The sequence below is a fragment of the Streptomyces cavernae genome, assembly GCF_004023625.1.
GTDB lineage: Bacteria > Actinomycetota > Actinomycetes > Streptomycetales > Streptomycetaceae > Streptomyces > Streptomyces cavernae.
In genome coordinates, this window is record NZ_RPDJ01000023.1 from 206,999 (window position 1) to 226,764 (window position 19,766).

21 protein-coding genes and 1 pseudogene are annotated in these 19,766 nt (G+C 68.9%); 13 read left to right on the top strand and 9 right to left on the bottom strand.

The window, feature by feature from the left end; genetic code table 11:
• Positions 1 to 46 precede the first annotated feature (46 nt).
• Entirely contained in the window at positions 47 to 1,303 is a 1,257-nt protein-coding gene (locus tag EF387_RS30575; RefSeq protein ID WP_128379865.1) for a GNAT family N-acetyltransferase, read from the top strand.
• 259 nt (positions 1,304 to 1,562) lie between these two features.
• On the opposite strand, the gene EF387_RS30580 is transcribed toward EF387_RS30575, so the two are convergent.
• On the bottom strand, positions 1,563 to 1,748 hold the full coding sequence (locus EF387_RS30580) for a hypothetical protein (protein WP_128379866.1): 186 nt from the start codon (positions 1,746 to 1,748) through the stop codon (positions 1,563 to 1,565).
• Between the two features lie 185 nt (positions 1,749 to 1,933).
• On the opposite strand from EF387_RS30580, the gene EF387_RS30585 reads away from it, so the two are divergent.
• Positions 1,934 to 2,842 (top strand): winged helix-turn-helix domain-containing protein, encoded by a 909-nt coding sequence (locus EF387_RS30585; RefSeq protein ID WP_128379867.1) that lies wholly within the window; start codon positions 1,934 to 1,936, stop codon positions 2,840 to 2,842.
• A 74-nt stretch (positions 2,843 to 2,916) separates the two neighbouring features.
• Here the strand turns inward: EF387_RS30585 and EF387_RS30590 are convergent, their stop codons facing one another.
• Positions 2,917 to 3,105: a hypothetical protein gene (locus EF387_RS30590; protein ID WP_128379868.1), complete on the bottom strand. Its 189-nt coding sequence runs from the start codon at positions 3,103 to 3,105 to the stop codon at positions 2,917 to 2,919.
• 300 nt (positions 3,106 to 3,405) lie between these two features.
• On the opposite strand from EF387_RS30590, the gene EF387_RS30595 reads away from it, so the two are divergent.
• Genes EF387_RS30595 through EF387_RS30605 form a run of 3 tightly spaced genes read left to right on the top strand, consistent with a single transcriptional unit; the run spans position 3,406 to position 5,926 of the window.
• Positions 3,406 to 4,260 (top strand): winged helix-turn-helix domain-containing protein, encoded by an 855-nt coding sequence (locus tag EF387_RS30595; protein ID WP_202918416.1) that lies wholly within the window; start codon positions 3,406 to 3,408, stop codon positions 4,258 to 4,260.
• Complete coding sequence (locus EF387_RS30600) at positions 4,209 to 4,997, top strand: HAD family hydrolase (RefSeq protein ID WP_128379870.1); 789 nt, start codon at positions 4,209 to 4,211, stop codon at positions 4,995 to 4,997. The genes EF387_RS30595 and EF387_RS30600 overlap by 52 nt, the downstream gene beginning before the upstream one ends.
• A gap of 59 nt (positions 4,998 to 5,056) precedes the next feature.
• On the top strand, positions 5,057 to 5,926 hold the full coding sequence (locus tag EF387_RS30605) for a winged helix-turn-helix domain-containing protein (protein ID WP_238431793.1): 870 nt from the start codon (positions 5,057 to 5,059) through the stop codon (positions 5,924 to 5,926).
• Positions 5,927 to 5,963: 37 nt separating this feature from the next.
• On the opposite strand, the gene EF387_RS30610 is transcribed toward EF387_RS30605, so the two are convergent.
• Entirely contained in the window at positions 5,964 to 6,143 is a 180-nt protein-coding gene (locus EF387_RS30610; RefSeq protein ID WP_128379871.1) for a hypothetical protein, read from the bottom strand.
• A gap of 191 nt (positions 6,144 to 6,334) precedes the next feature.
• On the opposite strand from EF387_RS30610, the gene EF387_RS30615 reads away from it, so the two are divergent.
• The 3 genes from EF387_RS30615 to EF387_RS30625 all read left to right on the top strand — a co-directional run bounded on the left by EF387_RS30615 (position 6,335) and on the right by EF387_RS30625 (position 9,883).
• The gene (locus EF387_RS30615) at positions 6,335 to 7,216 is read left to right on the top strand and encodes a GntR family transcriptional regulator (protein WP_128379872.1); all 882 of its coding nucleotides are present in this window, start codon (positions 6,335 to 6,337) and stop codon (positions 7,214 to 7,216) included.
• A gap of 319 nt (positions 7,217 to 7,535) precedes the next feature.
• On the top strand, positions 7,536 to 9,602 hold the full coding sequence (locus EF387_RS30620) for a phosphotransferase (protein WP_238431794.1): 2,067 nt from the start codon (positions 7,536 to 7,538) through the stop codon (positions 9,600 to 9,602).
• A gap of 59 nt (positions 9,603 to 9,661) precedes the next feature.
• Positions 9,662 to 9,883, top strand: a complete 222-nt coding sequence (locus EF387_RS30625) for a hypothetical protein (RefSeq protein WP_128379874.1) — start codon at positions 9,662 to 9,664, stop codon at positions 9,881 to 9,883.
• A gap of 59 nt (positions 9,884 to 9,942) precedes the next feature.
• Here EF387_RS30625 and EF387_RS30630 read toward each other — a convergent pair whose 3' ends face one another.
• A complete protein-coding gene (locus tag EF387_RS30630) occupies positions 9,943 to 10,908 on the bottom strand; it encodes a zinc-binding dehydrogenase (RefSeq protein WP_128379875.1) in 966 nt (321 codons plus the stop codon).
• 117 nt (positions 10,909 to 11,025) lie between these two features.
• Between EF387_RS30630 and EF387_RS30635 the strand changes: the two genes are divergently transcribed.
• Positions 11,026 to 11,649 (top strand): TetR/AcrR family transcriptional regulator, encoded by a 624-nt coding sequence (locus EF387_RS30635; RefSeq protein WP_128379876.1) that lies wholly within the window; start codon positions 11,026 to 11,028, stop codon positions 11,647 to 11,649.
• 251 nt (positions 11,650 to 11,900) lie between these two features.
• A complete protein-coding gene (locus tag EF387_RS30640; protein ID WP_238431795.1) occupies positions 11,901 to 14,177 on the top strand; it encodes a HelD family protein in 2,277 nt (758 codons plus the stop codon).
• A 26-nt stretch (positions 14,178 to 14,203) separates the two neighbouring features.
• Here the strand turns inward: EF387_RS30640 and EF387_RS30645 are convergent, their stop codons facing one another.
• The 3 genes from EF387_RS30645 to EF387_RS30655 all read right to left on the bottom strand — a co-directional run bounded on the left by EF387_RS30645 (position 14,204) and on the right by EF387_RS30655 (position 16,743).
• Complete coding sequence (locus EF387_RS30645; protein ID WP_128379877.1) at positions 14,204 to 14,386, bottom strand: hypothetical protein; 183 nt, start codon at positions 14,384 to 14,386, stop codon at positions 14,204 to 14,206.
• A 66-nt stretch (positions 14,387 to 14,452) separates the two neighbouring features.
• Complete coding sequence (locus tag EF387_RS30650; protein ID WP_128379878.1) at positions 14,453 to 15,298, bottom strand: nitroreductase/quinone reductase family protein; 846 nt, start codon at positions 15,296 to 15,298, stop codon at positions 14,453 to 14,455.
• A 581-nt stretch (positions 15,299 to 15,879) separates the two neighbouring features.
• Positions 15,880 to 16,743: a helix-turn-helix transcriptional regulator gene (locus tag EF387_RS30655; RefSeq protein WP_128379879.1), complete on the bottom strand. Its 864-nt coding sequence runs from the start codon at positions 16,741 to 16,743 to the stop codon at positions 15,880 to 15,882.
• 178 nt (positions 16,744 to 16,921) lie between these two features.
• Here EF387_RS30655 and EF387_RS30660 point away from each other — a divergent pair, with 178 nt between their 5' ends.
• Positions 16,922 to 17,704, top strand: coding sequence for an SDR family oxidoreductase (locus EF387_RS30660; RefSeq protein ID WP_128379880.1), 783 nt, complete (start codon positions 16,922 to 16,924; stop codon positions 17,702 to 17,704).
• Between the two features lie 140 nt (positions 17,705 to 17,844).
• Entirely contained in the window at positions 17,845 to 18,060 is a 216-nt protein-coding gene (locus EF387_RS30665) for a tautomerase family protein (protein WP_128379881.1), read from the top strand.
• A gap of 68 nt (positions 18,061 to 18,128) precedes the next feature.
• Here the strand turns inward: EF387_RS30665 and EF387_RS30670 are convergent, their stop codons facing one another.
• A complete protein-coding gene (locus EF387_RS30670; protein ID WP_202918413.1) occupies positions 18,129 to 18,602 on the bottom strand; it encodes a hypothetical protein in 474 nt (157 codons plus the stop codon).
• A pseudogene (locus tag EF387_RS46795) lies at positions 18,599 to 18,787 on the bottom strand (DUF6228 family protein); the annotation flags it as partial. The pseudogene EF387_RS46795 and the gene EF387_RS30670, both read right to left, overlap by 4 nt.
• A 226-nt stretch (positions 18,788 to 19,013) precedes the next feature.
• Here EF387_RS46795 and EF387_RS48675 point away from each other — a divergent pair.
• On the top strand, positions 19,014 to 19,571 hold the full coding sequence (locus EF387_RS48675; protein WP_238431796.1) for a helix-turn-helix domain-containing protein: 558 nt from the start codon (positions 19,014 to 19,016) through the stop codon (positions 19,569 to 19,571).
• Positions 19,572 to 19,766 lie beyond the last annotated feature (195 nt).

The window sequence follows — 19,766 nt, forward strand, 5'->3', positions numbered from 1 at the left end:
CGAAAAGCTCGCGACACACCCCGCCCCGGCCACCTAGCGTGCAGTCATGAGCCGTCGCGACGACATCGATGTACGCCCCGTCACCGAAGCCGACATCCCCGACTGGATCCGCGCCCTGAACACCGGTTTCCTGCGCACCCCGGCTGTCCGGGACACGGAGATCGCCGACCGCAGAAGCTACATGATCCCCGAGCGGACCCTCGGCGCGTTCGACGAGGGCGGGCGCTGTGTCGCGACCTTCCGCTCCTTCTCACAGCAACTCACGGCGGTGGGCGGCGGGTTCGTCCCCGCCGACGCCGTCTCCAACGTCACCGTCACCGCGACCCATCGCCGCCGGGGCCTGCTCACCCGCATGATGACGAAGGACCTCACCGCCGCGAAGGAGCGTGGTGACGTCGTCGCGACCCTGATCGCCGCCGAGTACCCGATCTACGGCCGCTTCGGCTTCGGCCCGGCCACCCACACCGCCGAGTGGACCGTCGACGTGCCGCGCACCGGTCTCGACCCCCGTCGGCCCGGACCGGACGAGGGCCGCATAGACCTCGTGGACGGCGCGGACGTCCGCAAACTCGGCCCCGAGCTCCACGAGCGCTACCGCCGCCTCCAGCCGGGCGCGATCAACAGGGACGAGCGCTGGTGGCAGGTCGAGACCGGCGTCGTCCAACTGGACCGCAGGCCTTGGACCGAGCCCTTCCACGCCGTGTACCGAGGAGCCGACGGCGAGGTCGCGGGCCTGCTCAGGTACAAGGTCGACGACCACTGGGGCGACGCCAAGCAGCCCCTGAACACCGCGACGGTGCTGGACCTGGTGGCGGTGACCCCGGCCGCCGAGCGTGCCCTGTGGCACTACCTCTGCTCGGTCGACTGGGTGGTCACGGTCAAGTCCGGCATGCGCCCGGCGGACGACCTGCTGCCGCACCTGCTGCCCGACCCGCGCGCCGCCCGGATCACCACGGTCGCGGACTGGTTGTGGGTGCGGATCCTGGACGTCGTGGAGGCGCTGCAGGCTCGTACGTACGACACGGACGGCACCCTCGTCCTGGAGGTCATCGACCGCTTGGGACTGTCCGCGGGCCGCTACCGGCTGGAGGCCGGACCGGACGGGGCGTCCTGCGCACCGACCCGTGAGGACGCGGAACTCACGCTGGACGTGGGTGAGTTGTCGGCGCTGTGGCTGGGGGACGCGTCGGCGGTGCGGCTGGCCGCGCTGGGCCGGGTGCGGGAGGAACGGCCCGGTGCCGTGGCGGTGGCGGAGAGGCTGCTGCGGACGGCGCGACGCCCGTTCTGCCCGGACGGGTTCTGAGCGAACCTTCGCGTTCTGCCCGGACGGTTCTGGGCGAACCGTCGCCCGGGTTCTGAGCGAACCGTCGCACTGACCCGGGTATCGGACGTCGGACCGGGGTGGGCGGACTGACCGAGCTCCCGGCTCCCCTCCCGGAAGGGAGCCCGGTCAGCCGGACTTGGGGCAGAAATGTGGTGGCCGGCCGGGCGTGGGATGGGAGATCGGCCGGCCACCAGCTCTGCGGGCAGTCCGGTTCGGCCGGACTGCGGGGGAGTCCGGCCTAGCCGGACTGGGCGAGCAGCATCACGAGGATCACGGCCCCGATACCGCTCATCATGTTGTTCTTGGCCTTGATGCCGATGGACAGCGCGACGAAGGCCATGATGCCCATGGCACCGAACTTCACCTGGATGAGCTGCTCGAGTCCGATGATGAGGGCGGCGATGGCGAGGGCGATGAGCGGCATGACGGTCCCTCCTTCGGTTCGGGGGGAGCGGGCCCCCGGAGTGCGGCTGATGGTGACCAACCGCTTGGTAAGTTGGACCATGTTGAGCAAGTTGGTGACCAACTCAAGGTGAGTTATCTCCGCGATTGGCCGACTCATAACCACCTTCTCTGTAACTCCCAAAAGATGGCGAGAAGTTGTAGGGTTTGGTCGTGGACCCGGAACATGCCCCCGTCAATGGGCGGAAGAGGTCACAGCGGCCACGGAGGTCACACCGAGAGGTCGCCGACGAGCTGCGCAGCCGGATCAGGTCCGGCCAGCTGCGGCCGGGACAGCGCATGCCCACGCAGGCCAAGTTGGCCGACGAGTTCGGCGTGGAGCGTGGAGCGGTGCGTCAGGCGCTGCGCATCCTGCAGTCGGAGAAGCTGCTCTCCAACGTGTCCAAAGGGAGTCCGGCGACTGTCGCCCAGAACGTCACCAGGGCCCTGACCGGCCCGGAAGCCGCGCCGCAGCCCACCACGGTGGCCCTCGCCGCGCGGATAGCGGCCGCATTCGAGGCCCCTCATGTGGAGATCGACGCGCTCTGCCTGACCTCGGTCTCCCTCACACTCGCCATGGGCGAACCACTCCGGCTGATACACGCCGGACGTATAAAACCGGCCAAGGTCGACGTCCGCGTACTGCTGCCGTCGCGCGACATCGACCTCGCCTTCCCGGCCCCGCTCGACGCCGCGGCCGAGGATCCCGTACGGCGTTACTGGCTGGCCCAACGCAACGCCCAGGGTCAGGTGTTAAGCCACAACCTGCTCGCCCTGCGCAGCTCGCACGGTATCGAGGTGAACGTCTCCTTCCGCGCACTGCCGTTCACGCCGCCGGTGAAGTTGTACCTGCTCAACGGGGTGGAGGCGCTCTTCGCGTACTACACCCTGAGCAGGATCCAGGGGGAGATCGACCACAAGCCGCTGGAGTTGTACGACGCCCGGGGCACGCAGTCGGTGCTCTTCCCCTTCGCTCAGGGGACCGGCCACCGGGACACGACGTTCGTGGAGCAGTCCCATCTGTGGTTCAACGCACTGTGGGAGACCATCAGCTCGGAGCTGCTGCTCACGAGCTGACGGCCTCCCGGCCGTGCGGTGAACGACTTCGTTCCCGCGCTTGGTCCCGTGGACTCGTCGGCTGTCCGCGCAGGTCACAGAGCAGGGCCGGCGACCAGCAGGGCGAGCATGACGGCGCCGATCGAGCTGCAGGTCGGGTTCTTCGCCTTGAGACCGATGGTGAGCAGCAGGAGCCCGACGATGCCGGCGGGACCGTAGTTCCACTTGACGAGCTGCTCGAAGCCGACGACGAACACGCTGGACAGGAGTGCTATGGCGGGCATGGGTGGTTCCTCCTTCGGGCTGGAGGAGCGCGGGACCGGCTGGGAGGCGCGCGGGACGCTCGGTGGCAGGGGCGGGGCTGCGCTGTATGCAGTGGACTGCATGGAATGTGGAGCGTTCGAGCCGGGAGTTGGGGCTAGGTCCCGACAGGAGTGGCAGTACTTCCACCATCTTGGCCAAGTTGGTGACCAACTCTAAGTAGGTTGTCCCCAGTTGGTAGCCGCTCATAAACAACTTCCAAACAACTCCACATAGATGGATCGAAGTTGTAGCGTTTGGTCGTGACTCAGGAGAACGTCGCCATGAACGGCACCAGAAGGCTTTCGCCCCAGGAGATCGCCGACGCCCTGAGGGACCGGATCCGAGCCGGTGACCTCAAGGCGGGCGACCGCCTGCCCACCCAGGCCGAGTTGGCGGAGGAGTTCGGCGTGGAACGCGGCGCCGTCCGCCAGGCGTTGCGCGCCCTGCGGGAGGACGGGCTGCTCAGCAACGTCAGCAAGGGCAGTCCACCGCGGATCGCGCCCGCGGCCGCGACACCGGACGAGCCACAGCCGACGATGGTGGGCCTCGCACCGCGCCTGACCGAGGCCTTCAAGGCGTCCCACGTGCGCATAGACGCCGCGTGTCTCACCGCCGAGACCCTGATGCTCGCACTCGGCGAATCGGTCCGCCTGATCCACGAGGGCACCCTGCGCCCCGAAGCGATCGACGTCCGCATCCTGCTTCCCTCGCGGGACATCAATCTGGCGTTCCCGATCTCGGTGGACCACACCGATGACGACAACGACCCGGTCCACAAGCGCTGGCTGGAGCAGCGCAACGCCCAGGGCCACGTTCTGCGCCACAACCTCGAGTCCCTGCGCTCCTCGCACGGCATCGACGTCCGAGTACGGTTCCGCGCCCTGCCGTTCACGCCGCCGGTGAAGTTGTACCTGCTCAACGGGGTGGAGGCGCTGCTCGCCTACTACATGCTCACCAAGCGGGAGGTGCCGATCGAGACCGGGACGGTGGACGCGTACGACGCCGTGGGCTTCGACTCCCTGCTCTTCTCCTTCGAGAAGCGGGCGGGGCAGCGGGACGCGGCGTTCGTCGACGAATCCCAGAAGTGGTTCGACGCCCTCTGGGAAACCATCACCACGGACCTGACACTCTCCTAGTGAGCTCTGATACGACGCAGACTGAACTGGTGACACAAGAGACAACGCACCTGCGGGACTTGGTCCTGGGCGCCCGGCACATCCTGTTCGACTTCGACGGGCCCATCTGCCGGCTCTTCGCGGGCCACAAGGCGGAGCGGGTCGCGGGCGAACTCGTGGAATGGCTCGAAGGGCAGGGCCTGCAAGGCCTGTTGACGGCCGAGGAACGGGTCCACCCCGATCCCATGGAGGTCCTCTACGCGGTGGACAGACGTCACCCGCGCAGCGACCTCGTGGTCGAACTGGAAGAAAGACTCACCCAGGAGGAACTGAAGGCGGTGCCCTCCGCCTGGCCCACCGCCCACGTCGACCCGCTCATCCGCACCTGGGCGGCGCTGGGTGCGCGGCTGGCGATCGCGACGAACAACTCGCCACAGGCGGTGCGCAAGTACCTGGACAGCCGCGCCCTGTCCGCGTGCTTCGCCCCCCACATATACGGCCGTACCGAGAACCTCCACCTCCTCAAACCCGACCCCCACTGCCTGAACCGCGCCCTCAACGCCCTGGGCGCCGCCCCCCACACGGCCCTGATGATCGGCGACGCCCCCACGGACCACACAGCCGCAAAGGAGGCCGGCGTCCCGTTCCTCGGCTACGCCCGCAACGAACGCAAGGAGGGGCTGCTTCGGGAGGCCGGGGTGGGGTGTGTGGTGCGGTCGTTGGATGTGGTGTTGGGGGTACTCAGGGGGGTGGGCTGAGCGCTTTCGGAGCGTGGCAGGCCAGTCCTTGGGCAAAGCCCGCGCGGTACCTTACGAGAGTGGGGAGCGAGGAGTCTGCCAAGGACGGCGGCCAGAAGGTCCATGAGGTACTGCGCACCCTTCACACGCGCATGACGGAGGGGATGTACCCCGTGGGGAGCCCGCTGCCTCCGCAGCGAGAACTGGCCCAGGATTTGAAGGTTTCGCGGGACACCGTGCAGAAAGCTCTCAGGCAGCTCGTCCACGAGGGCTGGATCGAGTCGCGGCAGGGCAGCGGCTCGAAGGTGCTGAAGACCCGGACGGTCCAGTCGAGCGCACGCGCTGCGGTCAGCGCGGAGCCCGTCAGGCTGGGCTCCTTGATCGGGGCCGCCTTCGAGGAGCCCGAGGTCGCCATCGACGTCTTCACGCTGACATCGGAGTCCCTTGACGCGCACGTGCGTATTCAGGACGAACGCATACGTGCGGGTGTGATCAAGCCGCAGAGCATCCTGATCCGCATGCTGCTCCCGTCGGACGGTGCGCAGCTGCCGTACCCGTACAACAAACGGCAGCCCGCCGACCCCAGGCCACAGAAGAGGCTCAGGCGGATCAAGAGGCATCACACGGAGTCAATGCAAGGCGTTCTGAAGCGACTCGACCGGGATATGGCTGATCTGACGGCACACGTGGAAATCCGCCACGTACCGCTCGTTCCCTACTCCAAGATCTACTTGCTCAATGGCCGGGAGGCATTGCAAGGCCCGTACACACCAGTCGAGCAGCAGATGGAACTGGAGGACGGCGAGACCGTCACCGCCGTCGACGTCATCGGCGTCGGCTCGACGCTCACCCACTCCGTTAAGAGCGACGACCCCACCTCTCAGGAGGCGGTCATAGTGGACAGTCTGCAGGCCTGGTTCGACGCCTGCTGGGAGCTCCTCGCCGAGTGAAGTCGGTTGCGTGGAGCCGGCGTTGTGCGATCCCTGCTCAGGCCTGCGCCATGAGCAGGAAGAAGGCCACGGCTCCCACCGTCAGCCAAGTGCCCTGGTGTGCGGGTTCTTTCTTGGTCTCCAGGCACAAGTAAGCGATCGTGCCCAGGCAGAGCAACACCCAGAGCTGGTTGGTCGATTGCTGTATCTCGTGCAGGACGAGACTCAGCAAGGTCAACAGCGCTTCCTTGGAGATCACGAGCACCCACCCCATTTCTGTGAAGCAACCAACTTCCCGTCCAATTGGACCGATTGCCGTGCAATGGTTGTCCCCTTGACTGGTGATCCCTTAACTACCGAGTTTCTGCGGACTGCTTGCATGCCGGAAAACCGGTTTGCTTGTAGGCCGATGGCGGTACCGTCAGTCATGTGAGCGCAGATCGGACCGGCGACGGCGGCGGCAAAGAGTTCGAGAGGGTCTCGGACGCACTGCGCGCACGCATGGCTGACGGGACCTACCCGCTGGGGAGTCACCTGCCGCCCCAGCGGAAGCTCGCCCTGGAGTTCCAGGTGTCCCGGGATACCGTTCAGCGGGTGATCAGGGAACTGGCCAATGAAGGGTGGATCAAGTCCAGGCAGGGCAGTGGATCAAAGGTCGTCAGTGTGATCAAGACGCAGCTGATCCAGTCGCCGACGGCCGCAGAGGCCCGCCCGGGACGTACGGTGACGCTCGGCCCTCTGATCAGCAAGGCTTTCGAGCAGCCCGAGGTCACGCTGGACGTCTACACGCTGACCTCCGAAACCCTGGACGCGCACATCCGGCTCCAAGCGGAGCGCATCCGGGCCAAGGAGATAGCACCGGAGCGGATCGCGCTGCGCATGCTGTTGCCGTCCGAGGAACTGGACCTCCCCTATCCGCGGAGCAAGGAGGATGTGGACGACCCGCGCATGCGCGGCCGACTTCTGGCCATCACCCGCCGTCACACGGCTTCCCTGCGCAACGTACTGCGTGAACTTGAGACCGAGAACTTGGTGTCGTCCGTAGAGGTGGAAATTCGCCACGCGCCGTTGACGCCGGCCTTCAAGCTCTACCTCTTCAACGAGGGTGAAGTGCTGCATGGCATGTACGAGGTGATCGAGCGGCCCATCGTGCTGGACGACGGCCGGGAGGTTCTGGCTCTCGATGTGCTGGGCCTCGGGGCCACGCTCACCCACTTCGTCAGGGATGATGACGTGAGCTCTCAGGGATCAGTCTTCGTCGACAGCATGCAGTCCTGGTTCGACTCGGTTTGGCACCATCTGACCGGGTGACTGTCAGGCCGCTGGAATTAGAAGAGCATGCCCGCCGCCGAGCAGTCATATGCCTCGTGTGGCCTATTCGATACCTCCGAATAACCTTGTCCGGTCGCGCTGATCTATGCAGAACCCTTACGCTTGCCCAAATCTAAAGCCTCAGAGGTATCGATACTCCCAGGAGTGGCCAGTGGGCGTACTTCCTGCGCCCGGGCCAGTTCCCAGGGAGCAATCGGCCGATAGCGCCTATGCCAGGTTTGTGCGGCTGGCTGAAACTGATGGTGCGACAAGCGGGGGCCACCACAACCGGAACTATGTTCGGCCTCTCACTGAGGCCATGGCACGGCATGTGCGCTGCGAGCCCGGCACGACCGTGACCGTGCGGGTGCGCAAGCCCGACGCGCTCTCGGTGGTGATCAGAACGTGGGAGAACGAGTCGGAGATCCTGGACGCCATCCAGGGGACCCTGCCTCACGTGCCGCGGTGTCTCGCACGGCGTGAGGGCTCGGCGGTGCACAGCTATGTGGAGGGCGTCCCGCTGTCGACGATCTGTCCGGACGACAAGCCGGTCGACAGCCTGCGGATCAAGGCGTTGGCCGGGCTTCTCGCGCAGATGTCCCAGGTACGCAGGGAAGCGCTGCCTCCGCTGCCCAGTGCCTGGCCCCGCAACGAGAAGGACGGCCAGGGTTTCCTGCGCACGCTGGCCTACCTCGCGGACCGGCAGATCCGTCAGTCCAATTGGGCTACCTATGGTGGTCTCTTTGCGGCTCTGGGAATTCCTCATGACGCGTTGACCCGACTGGCCGAGAGGGTCCCTCCCATGGCCAGACGTCCGTACAGCCTGCTCCACGCGGACCTCCATCGCGACAACGTGATCGTCAGTTACCGCGGCACGCCCCCGCTGATCTGCGTCGACTGGGAACTGGCGACGTACGGAGACCCCCTGCACGACCTCGCCACCCATTTGGTCCGCATGCGCTATCCGGAATTCCAGTGGGACGAGGTGACCGAGGCCTGGGCGGCGGCCATGCAGCAGACCAGGCCCGCGGCGGTCAACGGCCTCCGGAAGGACCTGCGCCACTACCTCGCCTTCGAACGGGCGCAGTCCGTCTTTCCGGACGTGATGCGGGCGGCTCAGACGCTGGAGACCGCGGCCGACCAGAAGAGCCTGGACGAGGCAACTGCGACCGTACGCCGTGCTCTCCAGGCGGCAGCCGAGCCGCTGCGGCTGGGCAATGTGCCGAACGAGACCGAGATCGAGCGGGTGCTCTACAGGTGGCAGGCATCGCGGCACAAACGGGCTCAGGTGGTCATCGGCTGGACTCCGGACAAGAGGATCCTGAATCATCCCGACTTTTCCGATGCCGCCGTACTGGATGCCCTGATCGCGGAGGGCTCGGCACCGGCAGGCAGCGTGTTCAAGGGCACCGCGCACCTGAACTCGGTGGTGCGTGTGCCGAGGTACCCCTCGCCGGTCGTCGTGCGGCGCAAGCTGGCCTCCGTCTGCCGTCGGGAGCCGAGTTTCCTCAGCGAGCACGCGGTGCTCCAGGCCATCGAACGGTCGCCGGCCAAGGTGGCGGCACCGAAGGTGCTTGCGTTGGGGGAGAGTTATCAGAACGAGCCGTTCGCCATCCACACCTACGCCGGGCCGACGGACCCGGACCTGCCCCCCGCCCATCCCGTGCACGGCCTCACGCCGCGCGAGGCGAGCGGGCTCGTGGACCAGTTGGTGGAGCTGACGCTGGTTGACTACAGAGGACTGGACCCGATGGCCGGGTCGGGAAACTTCTTCGGCTGGCTGAGCAGTGAACTGGTGCGTCTCGTAGACCAGTTGCCGAAAAAGTCTCAGCAACTGGCCCGAGTCCTGGGCCTGCCCGGCGCAAGCAGGCTCAGCGAGATCCTGGCACGCTACAAGGTCACCGAACGCTCTCCGGCACTGCTCCACGGCGACTTGAATCCCTGGAACCTCGTGCGCCGGAACGACGAGCTGGCCTTCACCATCATCGACTGGGAAATGGCGTTGGTCGGCGATCCCTTGTACGACCTGGTCCGTCACATGCATCTCACCCCGACCCGACCTGAGATCCGTGCCCGCATGTTCCGGCGCTGGGCCAAGGCACTTCCCATGACCCACACCAAGAACTGGGAACAGGACTGGCACGTCTACCGCTGGATGGAAAACGTCCGCTCCGCCTACATCGACCTCGACAGGCTGGTCACCGGAGCGAGCCTGGATGCGCCCAACGTCCGCCGTGCAGTGGACTCGTACGCGATGACCCTGCGCGCAGCCACGGCATCACTGGGGTTGCCCAGCCGCCAGCTGCCGAACCCCTATCTTGCCCCCGCCCTTCCGCGCGGCGACCATGGCATGAACAAGCACGCCGGACTGCCCGTGGGCATGTGAGCATGCCGCCGCCGAGCTCGGTTCGGGGGAGGGCTGCGCATGTCCACGACAGGCAGTGGGTGCTGCACGGCCTCTACAACCTGGCCGCGCGCCTGCGTCTGAGCCATGAGGACCAGGAGTACTACGACCCCAAGGGCTACAGCACCGACCTCAACCTCTGGTCCCGGGAAGGGGCCGCAGCCGCCGAGGCGACAGCCGTGGCCACCTGGAACAAACACTTCGACGACCTGTGGAGCCTTGCACAGGTGCCCCACTGGCGCCGATCGACCGCCGGGGCCTGAACGCATCGGTCATCGGAATGGGTCCGTCTGTCGAGCCGTTGCGTCAGGCCGTCGGGCCGTCAAGTCTTCAACACCACCTTCCCCACCAACCCCCGCCCCTCAATAGCCGCATGGGCCTCCCCGGCCGCCTCCAAGAGGAACACCTCTCCGATCACCGGCTCCAGCCGTACCGCCGCGGCCTCCGCGAAGGCGTGGGCCGTCAGGCGGAGCAGGTCGGCGGGGGAGAACCGCACGTCGCCGATGCCGAAGAGTTTGATTCCGCGGGCGTCGGCGTCCCGGGGGTCCAGGGCGGCGAAGCCGCCCGTCGGGGCGCCGTGGGCCGAGAAGCGGGCATTGTCCGCGGCCAACGGCAGGGCCTTCGCGCCGAGTTCACCGCCGACCCCGTCCAGGACCACCGTGGCGCCGTCGGGCCCCAGGGCCCGGCGGGCCAGGGCCGGCCAGTCGGGGTTCGTCGGGTCGATCGCCGTGTCCGCCCCCAATCGCCGTACCAGATCGAGCTTCGCCACACCCCGCGCCAGTGCCACCACCGACGCACCCGCCGCTCGCGCCAGTTGGACCAGCAGGGTGCCCATCCCTCCTGACGCCCCCAGGATCAGGACCCGGTCGTCGGCACTGATCGCCGTCAGTTCCATTAGGCCCGCCGCCGTGACCCCGTCGTGCACGAGCGCCGCCGCCGAAAGCAGGTCCAGGTCGTCGGGGACGGGGGTCACGGTGGTCACCGGGGCCGTGGCGAGGGAGGCGTAGCCGCCGTTCACCAGAGCCGTCACCCTGCGGCCCAGCCAGGAGCGGGGGACCTCGGGACCGAGAGCCGTGACCGTTCCGGCGACCCCGCCCCCGGGGACGTAGGGCGGTTCCACCGGGAAGTACTCAAGACCCCAGCCCGACCGCAACTGCGTCTCCAGGAAGATCGTGTCCGCGTGCGTCACCTCGATCAGGACCTCGCCGGAGGCCGGCACCGGGTCCGGGAGTTCCGCCGGGACCAGGACCTCGGGTCCGCCGAACCTCGTCACTTGTACCGCGCGCATCGTCCGTCTCAACTCCCATGAGTTCGCGTGTCCTTGGTTCACCCATGGGGGAGTCTTTGACCTCGAGCGGACTTGAGGTCAAGGACTTCTCGGTCCGGCGCCCCGTACGCTCGCATCATGACCGAATTGGGCCTGCGCGAGCGCAAGAAGCAGCGGATGTACCAAGCCGTCTCCGACACCGCCATCGCGCTGTTCCTCGAGAAGGGCTTCGAGAACGTGTCCGTCGCGGAGGTCGCCGCCGCCGCCGAGATCTCCAAGCCGACCCTCTTCCGGTACTTCCCGACCAAGGAGGACCTGGTCCTGCACCGGTTCGCCGACCATGAGCGGGAGGCCGCGCGGGTCGTCGTCGCGCGCCGGCCCGGTACCTCCCCGCTCGACGCCCTCTGCGCGCACTTCCTCGCCGGACTCGACCGGCGTGACCCCGTCACGGGCCTCAACGACCATCCGCAGGTGCTCGCCTTCCACCGGCTGCTCTACGGCACCCCGTCCCTGGTGGCGCGGCTCTACGGCTATCTGGAACGCTCCGAGACGGCGCTCGCCGAGGCTCTCGGCGGAGGTCTGGGCGGGCGTCTGGCCGCCGGGCAGATCGTCGCCGTGCAGCGCATCCTCGCCCTGGAGAACTGGCGGCGGATGGCGGAGGGCGAGAGCGCCGAGGCCGTCCACGGGGAGGCCGTGGCCGCGGCCCAGCGGGCGTTCGCCCAGGTGCGGGACGGCATCACCCAGGCGAGGGCCACACAGTAGGGAGGGGCGCGGCACCCCGGGTTACTGCAGCCGGCGACCGAGATTCCGGCAGCCCGCGATTCCCGCAGCCCGCGATTGCCGCAACTCGGGATCCCCGGACTCCGGCCCCGGATTCGCGATTGCCGCAACTCAGGATCCCCAGGACTCGGGATGTTCCCGGGCTCGGGATCCGTCCAACTCCGGATCCCTGCAACTCGAACACGTCTGAAACTCGGTAAAGGTCGTTACCGAGTAACGTTATCCTTCATGGAATGACGTCACCCACCCACGCTCTCACCCAGGAACGCGCCTACCACGACACCTGTCGCGCCGCCCTCGCCGCGATGGTCCGCGGTGCCGAGGAACACGTCGTCACCGGCGAGGACGTCTCCGCCTCCGGCGCCGACGCCGAGGTGCTCGGCCGCCGGCTGCGCACCAAGGCGAGGGAACTCCGCGAACTCCCCGAAGGGCCGCTGTTCTTCGGCCGACTCGACTTCGGGAACGCCGGGCCGCACGCCGGGCAGGCGTACCACATCGGCCGCCTCCGCATCACCGAAGACCCCGCCGCACCCCCGCTCGTGGTCGACTGGCGTGCCCCCGTCTCGCGTGCCTTCTATCAGGCGAGCGCCGCCGATCCCCAGGGCGTCGCCGTACGACGCCGCTTCGGCTGGGCCCGGGGCGGCCACGGCGACCGGGACGAACTCACCGGTCTGGAGGACGAGTTCCTCGCCCCGAAGGAGGAACTCTTCGCTCCGAAAGGTGAACTCCTCACCTCGAAGGGCCAGTTCCGCGGTGATGGGGACGACGCGACGGGGGCGCTCGATACCGACGGCGTCACCCCGGCCCGCAGCCGGATCCTCGCCCGGGAGATCGAACGCCCTCGCGTGGGCCCGATGCGGGACATCGCCGCCACCATCCAGCCCGAACAGGACGATCTCGTACGAGCGGACCTCACCGCCTCCGTCTGCGTCCAGGGCGCACCGGGCACCGGGAAGACCGCCGTCGGACTGCACCGGGCCGCCTACCTCCTCTACACCCACCCCCAACGCATCAAGCGCGGCGGCCTGTTGATCCTCGGTCCCAACCGCACCTTCCTGAGCTATATCGCCGAAGTCCTGCCCGCCCTCGGCGAGACCGGTGTCCGGCAGTCCATCCTCCTCGACGAGATCGCCCGCCATCCCGCGACGGCCGTCGACGACGAGAGCGCGGCTGTCGTCAAACACGACCCGCGCATGGCGGAGGTCCTGCGTCGCGCCCTCTACGCCCGAGTTTCCGAGGAGAGCGTCAACTCCCTCGCCATCCCCGACGGTTCGTACCGCTGGCGGGTCCCCGACGACGAACTCGCCCGTATCGTCCGGCAAGTGCGCGAGGAGGAGCCGCCGTACGCCGTCGGACGAGAGCGAGTACGCAGCCGCGCCGTACGGCACATCCGGCAGCAGGCCGAGCGGCGCGCCGGTCCCGTCTCCGCCGCCTGGGTGCAGCGGATCGGGCGGTCCCGGGCGATGAGCGCCTACGTCGACGCCGTCTGGCCCAAGGTGCGGCCCGAGGAGGTCGTGGCCGAACTCCTCACCGACCCGGCCGTCCTCGCGGCGGCGAGCGAGGGGTTCCTCGACGCCGACGAGCAGAAGGCGATCCGCTGGAACCGTCCGCCGCGCTCGTACCGGTCGGCCCGCTGGTCGGCCGCTGACCTCGTGCTCCTCGACGAGGTCGCGGGGCTCGTCGAACACCCGGAGGGCTACGGGCACATCGTCGTCGACGAGGCCCAGGACCTCTCCCCGATGGAGTGCCGGGCCATCGCCCGCCGCGCGTCCTACGGCTCGCTGACGGTCCTCGGTGACCTGGCGCAGGGAACCACCCCGTGGGCGGCCGCCGACTGGGGCGAACTCCTCGGCCACCTCGGCGAACCGGAGGCGACCGTGGTCCCGCTGACCGTCGGCTTCCGCGTTCCGGCAGCGATCGTGGAGTTCGCCAACCGGCTGCTGAGGACGCTGGACGTGCGGGTGCCCCCCGCCCGGTCGCTGCGGCAGGACGGTTTGCTGCGGGTCAGGCAGGTGCCGGACGCCGTCGCCGCGGCCGTCGACACGGTACGGGAGGCGCTCGCGGGGGACAGGGCCTGGACCGTCCCGGGCACGGGGGACGCGCCAGGCACGGCGGATCCGGCGGACGCTTCAGGCGCGGCGGACGCGGCGGGCCCGGCGGGCGAGCGGGGCACGGGGGACGAGGTGGGCACGGGGGAAGCCGCGGGCACGGAGGACCCTGCGGGCGCGGGCTCGATCGGTGTCGTCGTCGCGGACCGGGACGTCGATCGCGTCCGAGCGGCGCTCGAGGCCGCCGGCGTCGACTGCGCCGGGCCCGACCGTCTCGGCGCGCGCGTGACGGTGCTGGGGGCGGCCCTCGCCAAGGGCCTGGAGTACGACCACGTGATCGTGGTCGAGCCGGCGGCCATCGCGGAGGCGGAGCCCCGGGGCCTGCGCAGGCTCTACGTGGTGCTGACCCGCGCGGTCTCCCGCCTCGACGTCGTGCACGAGCGGCCATTGCCCTTCGCATAGCGGGCGCTTACCGGAAGACGACCAAGTCATGACTGCGACCACACCGTACGGATCTTTCCCGCGACTACGCTGAATCCGCTGCCGCCGCCGGTGCCCGCGTACGCGGCCCGTACGCCCTCCCGTGCGGTTCCGTGCGGGGTAGGGCCTCGACCGAGGAGGCGTCCCGTGCCGCGGGTCGGCCGGTCGGCGGCGGTGAGGACCCGTGGCATGCGGCACGGGTAATCAGTGAGCCGGCCCGCCGCTTCCGCCTGGGGGAGGCGGCGGGCCGTTCGACGTCACCCGGTGGACACGGCCGTCCCGTCGAGCGGCGGGATCAACTGCGCCTCCTCGTAGGCGAGATGGGCCTCGAGCCGGTCGGTCAGCCGCTCCACCTCGGACAGCAGGCGTCGCGGATCTCCGTCGGCGACGACCGTCCTCAACTCCTCGATCAGCCGGGCCACTTGCTGGTGCTCATCGGCCAGTCGCGCCATTACGGGGGCGAGTTCGGGGTGGCGTCCGGCGAGGTACGGGAAGATTCCCATGTCCTCGCCGGTGTGGTGGTTGTGCAGACCCTGGCACAGGGTCAGACAGTTCACGCGCAGCTGGGCGCCGAGTCCGGCACCCGCCGTCGTGATGTCCTTGCGGATCAGGGCGAGTTCACGGCGTATGCCGTCGTGGATCACCTTGAGGGCGGCACCCGGCGACGACGCCGCGACGTTGGGCGGGCCCTGCCGGATCTCGTACAGGGCGACCACGGGGATCACCCGGTCCGTCTTCGCCTGGTACTCGGCCCAGCCGGGGTCTGCCTCCACCGCTCGGGCGAACAGCCGGTCGCGCTCGTCGCCTTCGAGTACGACGGCATCGGCCTCGTAGGTGAAGACCCCGTCCTCGACGGTGACGCGCGGGTTGGCGAGCAGGTTGTGGAACCAGGCCGGATGCCTGGGGGAGCCGCCGGCCGAGGCGATGACGAGAACGCGCTCACCGCCGTCCGCGAGGTAGCCGACGGGGGTGGTGTGCGGCTTCCCGGACCGGGCTCCGGTGGTGGTCAGCAGGAGCAGCCGGGCTCCTTCGAAGTAACCGCCGACCCGGCCGTTGTTGGCGCGGAACTCCTCGATGACGTGCTGATTGAAGTCGTGGGGCATTCTCTGCTTTCGGTGATCTCGACGTGAGTGGTCCGGGCAGGGCGAACCGTCCGGCGGGCGAAACGCCCCCGGCCTGGTTCGTCCGGCACGCCTGGCGCTGTAGTGCGCGAGCAGTACCGACCGCTGTGTGCGCATGCGTCGCTCGTTGCGGCGAGGACGGTTGCCACGTACGGGCCCGTACGGTCCGTGTTTGTGTGCGCGCGCTGCGCGTGCGCTTGCATGCTCGTGTGCGCTTGCGTGCTCGTGTGCGTGCGCCACTCGACATGTGCGCGATGCGGCTCGGTCGGCGTGCGTGCGTCGTTCGGTGTGCGAACGGACGGAAAGGCGGGCCTCTGGCCCGCCTTGCGCTCACGACAGAGCCGGGTACCCCACTCGCTCTTGGCCATTGGCCGACCCGGCAGTCACGGAGTAGACCGTAAACCGCCCGGTCCGCCGGGACAATCGCTTTTCGGCTTCGTGTTCTCGCCGGTTCTCGTTGGTTCTCAGCTGGTTGTCGCCGCTTCTCAGCCAGTCGCAACCCGGTGGTCAGCGCGTCGATGTGGGCGAAGCCCGTCGGCAGCCCAGTCGTCTTCCCGTGCCCCTCATGTGGGCGTCGAGGGTGTCATGTCCTGCGTGCCGATGACGGAGAGCAGGCTCAGCTGGGCCGCGCCCTCGGTGCCGGGCGGGGCACTGAACCACAGCAGGCGCTGGCGTCCGTCCTCGCTGAACATGCTGTGGCAGTCCAGCTCGATGACGCCCAGGGCGGGATGGACGATGCGTTTGTGGTCGGCTCGCCGTAGGGCGACATCGTGAGTGTCCCAGAGGGTGGCGAACTCCTCGCTGCGCTCGCGCAGTACGGCCACCATCCGGCTCACCTCCCTGTCGCTGCCGCGCCGGGCGGCGACTGCCTGGAGGTCGGCGACGAAGACCCGGGCGTGGTGGGCGTGATCCTCGGGCGGATACAGGCTCCGTGCCTCGGGGTCGGTGAACCAGCGGTAGACGAAGCTCGCCTCAGGACCGCGCAGCGCCGGGGGCCGGCCGACGAGGGCGGCGGCCAGCGGGTTCTGGACAAGGGTTTCGTGCAGGTCGGTGATGACCTGGGCAGGGGTGTTGGTGAGCTGGTCCAGCAGGCCGAGCAGACCGGGCTGGACATGGGCGGTCGGGCCGTGCGCCGCCGGGGGGACGGGCCGGTCGGCGAGGTGGAAGAGATGGTCGCGTTCGTCGCCGTTCAGCCGCAGGGCCCGGGCCAGCGCGGCCAGGACCTGGGCCGAGGGCTGGGCGCCGCGTCCGCGTTCCAGCTCGGTGTAGTAGTCCGCGGAGAGTCCGGCCAGGTGGGCGACCTCCTCGCGCCGCAGACCGGGCACCCGGCGCCGCGGCCCGGTGGGCAGGCCGACGTCCGACGGGCGGATCCGGTCGCGCCGGGACTTGAGGAAAGCGGCGAGTGCGGAATGGTTCACGTCTCCCATCGTCGCGCGCACCGGTGGACGCGAGCCAGGGGATGACAACCCCTGGGTGGCCACAGCCCTGGCTGGGGCGGGCACGCCGAACCACGCTGGAGCCACGAGCGGGGCACCGCACCGGCGCCCCCTGGCCACGGTCCATCCGCCGTGGCAACCCCTTCCGACCCCTCCCGCAGGAGTGTTCATGTCTGCACAGGAAACCGCGGACCCCAACGCCGTGTCCGAACCCCCCGCCGACCGGCCCCGCGTCGCCATCGTCACGGGCGGCTCCCGCGGGATCGGCCGCGAGACGGTGCGCCGGCTCGCGGCCGACCACTTCGCCGTCCTGGTCGGCTACGCCGGCAATCGCGAACTGGCCGAGGCCGCCGTCAAGGACGTCACCGCCGCCGGCGGCAGGGCGATCGCCGTCCAGGCGGACGTCGCCGACGAGCAGCAGATCTCCGAGCTGTTCGCCACCGCGGAGGCCGAGTTCGGCGGCGTCGACGTCGTCGTCCACGCCGCCGGCCGGCTGCACCTGGCGCCCATCGCCGAACTGGACCTGGCGGAGCTGGACGCGCTCCACCGCACCAACATCCGCGGGACCTTCGTCGTCGCCCAGCAGGCCGCGCGGAAGATCCGCAGCGGGGGCGCGTTCGTCACCTTCTCCACGTCCGTGGTGGGCCTGGCCCTCCCCGGCTACGGCGCCTACAGCGCCGGCAAGGGCGCCGTCGAAGCACTCACGCTGATCCTCGCGCGGGAGCTGCGCGGCCGGGACATCACCGTCAACGCCGTGGCCCCCGGCCCCACAGCCACCGATCTGTTCCTCGAGGGCAAGGACGAACAGACCATTGCCCGACTGGCCGCCCAGCCCCCACTGGAACGCCTCGGATCCCCCACCGACATCGCCGAGGTCGTCGCCTTCCTAGCCTCCCCGGCCGGCCACTGGGTCAACGGCCAGGTCATCCGCGCCAACGGCGGCATCATCTGACGGCTGCGGCTGCGGCTGCGGCTGCGGCCCGTCGCCCGTCGCCCGTCGCCCGGCGCCCGGCGCCGACGACCTGCTCACCGCAGACAGCTTCCCGCAACCACACATCGCTTCCCGTAATCACATATCGAAGGAGAACCACCATGCCGTTCGCGAACTTCAAGGTCCCTGCCGGAAGCCTCGACGAGAAGCAGAAGGAGACGATCGTCACCCGGACCACCGAGCTGTACGTCGAGATCTACGGCGAACGCGCCCGGGCCAACACCATGGTCCTGGTGGAGGAGGTCACCGACGGCGGTTGGGGCATCGGCGGCAACGTCCTGACCCTGGCCATGCTCGAGCAGCCCACCGAGGAGTGACCTGCGCTTGACCAGAGGGCTGACCTGCGTGACCGGTGACCCGTCTCGCAGGTCTGGCGCGGATCCGGCTATGCACCGTTTGGATGCCGACGGTCGTTCCAGAGTCGTCTGAGGGCTTCGAGTTCGGTACGGGGGAAGTGTTCGCCCCACTTGCCGCGGTAGCCGCTCTCGCCGTAGGTGCGCGCGACGTCGTCGAAGCAGCGGATCACGGCGCGGGCCAGCTCGTCGATGGTGCATTGGCTCGACCAGATTTCGGTGCCCTTGTTGTCGTGGTCGCTTCCGTCGCGGAGCTCGAGGATCCGGACCCAGACGCGCTCGTCTTCCCGATGGAAGACCCATCGATAGGCGGTCGGCTCGGCCTCGAACTGCGCTCGCGTTTCCTTCTCGCCGGCGATCAGCCGGGCCAGCGCGGTCAGGAGTTCTTCCGGCGCGCTCGTGATGTAGGAGGCGGTGAGCACGATGACCGCCTGGCCGTCTGTGACCGTGCAGTCAGCCCAGCCGTGTCCGTCGAGGCCCCAGGCAAGGCGCAGGCCGATCGTCACGACGGATCCCCTTGCAGGACATGCCGGATGCCCGATGCCGCGGCAGCGAGGTGTTCGCCGGCCCCGAGTCGGCTGGTGACCCACGCGCTCCAACTCCCGGTCCAGGTCAGCCCGATGTGCCCGCCTGAGCGGAACACGACCGACAGGGCCAGGTCCTTGTCGATGGTCTGCATGCGGGTCAAGCTAGGCCAAGGCCAAGACTGCCGTCACCACGATGGTGCAGAAGCGGTGGGTCTGTTCGTAGCACGCGTTGAGGGAGGCCAGACCAGATGACTCAGATGGACCGAGACTGGCCCACCTTCGGCGTGACAGATCAGTGAGCGGGGTCCGGCTCGCACGTCACGAGTGGTGTGGCGCACTATTGCAAGCAGCCGCTTGCAATAGTTAGCGGGGGTGTGGCACCGTAAAGGCATGGCATCGCTCAACGTCGGCAATCTCGGTGAGTACCTCCGCGAACAGCGGCGCAACGCGCAGCTGTCCCTGCGGCAGCTCGCCGACGCCGCCGGGGTGTCCAATCCGTATCTGAGCCAGATCGAACGCGGGCTGCGCAAGCCGAGCGCGGAGGTGCTCCAACAGGTCGCCAAGGCACTGCGGATCTCCGCGGAGACGCTCTACGTGCGGGCCGGCATCCTCGACGCCGAACGGGACCGGGACGAGGTGGAGACGCGTGCAGTCCTCCTCGCCGATCCCTCGCTCAACGAGCGGCAGAAGCAGGTGCTGCTCCAGATCTACGACTCCTTCCGCAGGGAGAACGGATTCGAGAGCGGGCCGGGCGACGGCGCCCAGGACCCGGCTCGGGGCATATCGGGCGGTCAGGGCACCGCTCCGACAAGCCCGGAAGACCGAAGGGGCCCGGAAGGCGCCGCCGCGGAGGGCGCCGACACGGAAGACACCACCGCAGAAGACCACGACACGGCCGACGGCGACGACGCCGTGGGGCTACCGCACGACCAGCGGTCGGCCGGCTGAGCCGGACCCCACGCGGGTTCGACCGTCATCCGCCGACCGGCATCCGCCGACCGTCATCCGCCGACCGGCATCCGCCGACCGGCATCCGCCGACCGTCATCCGCCGACCGGCATCCGCCGACCGGCATCCGCCGACCGTCATCCGCCGACCGGCATCCGCCGACCGGCATCCGCCGACCGGCATCCGCCGACCGGC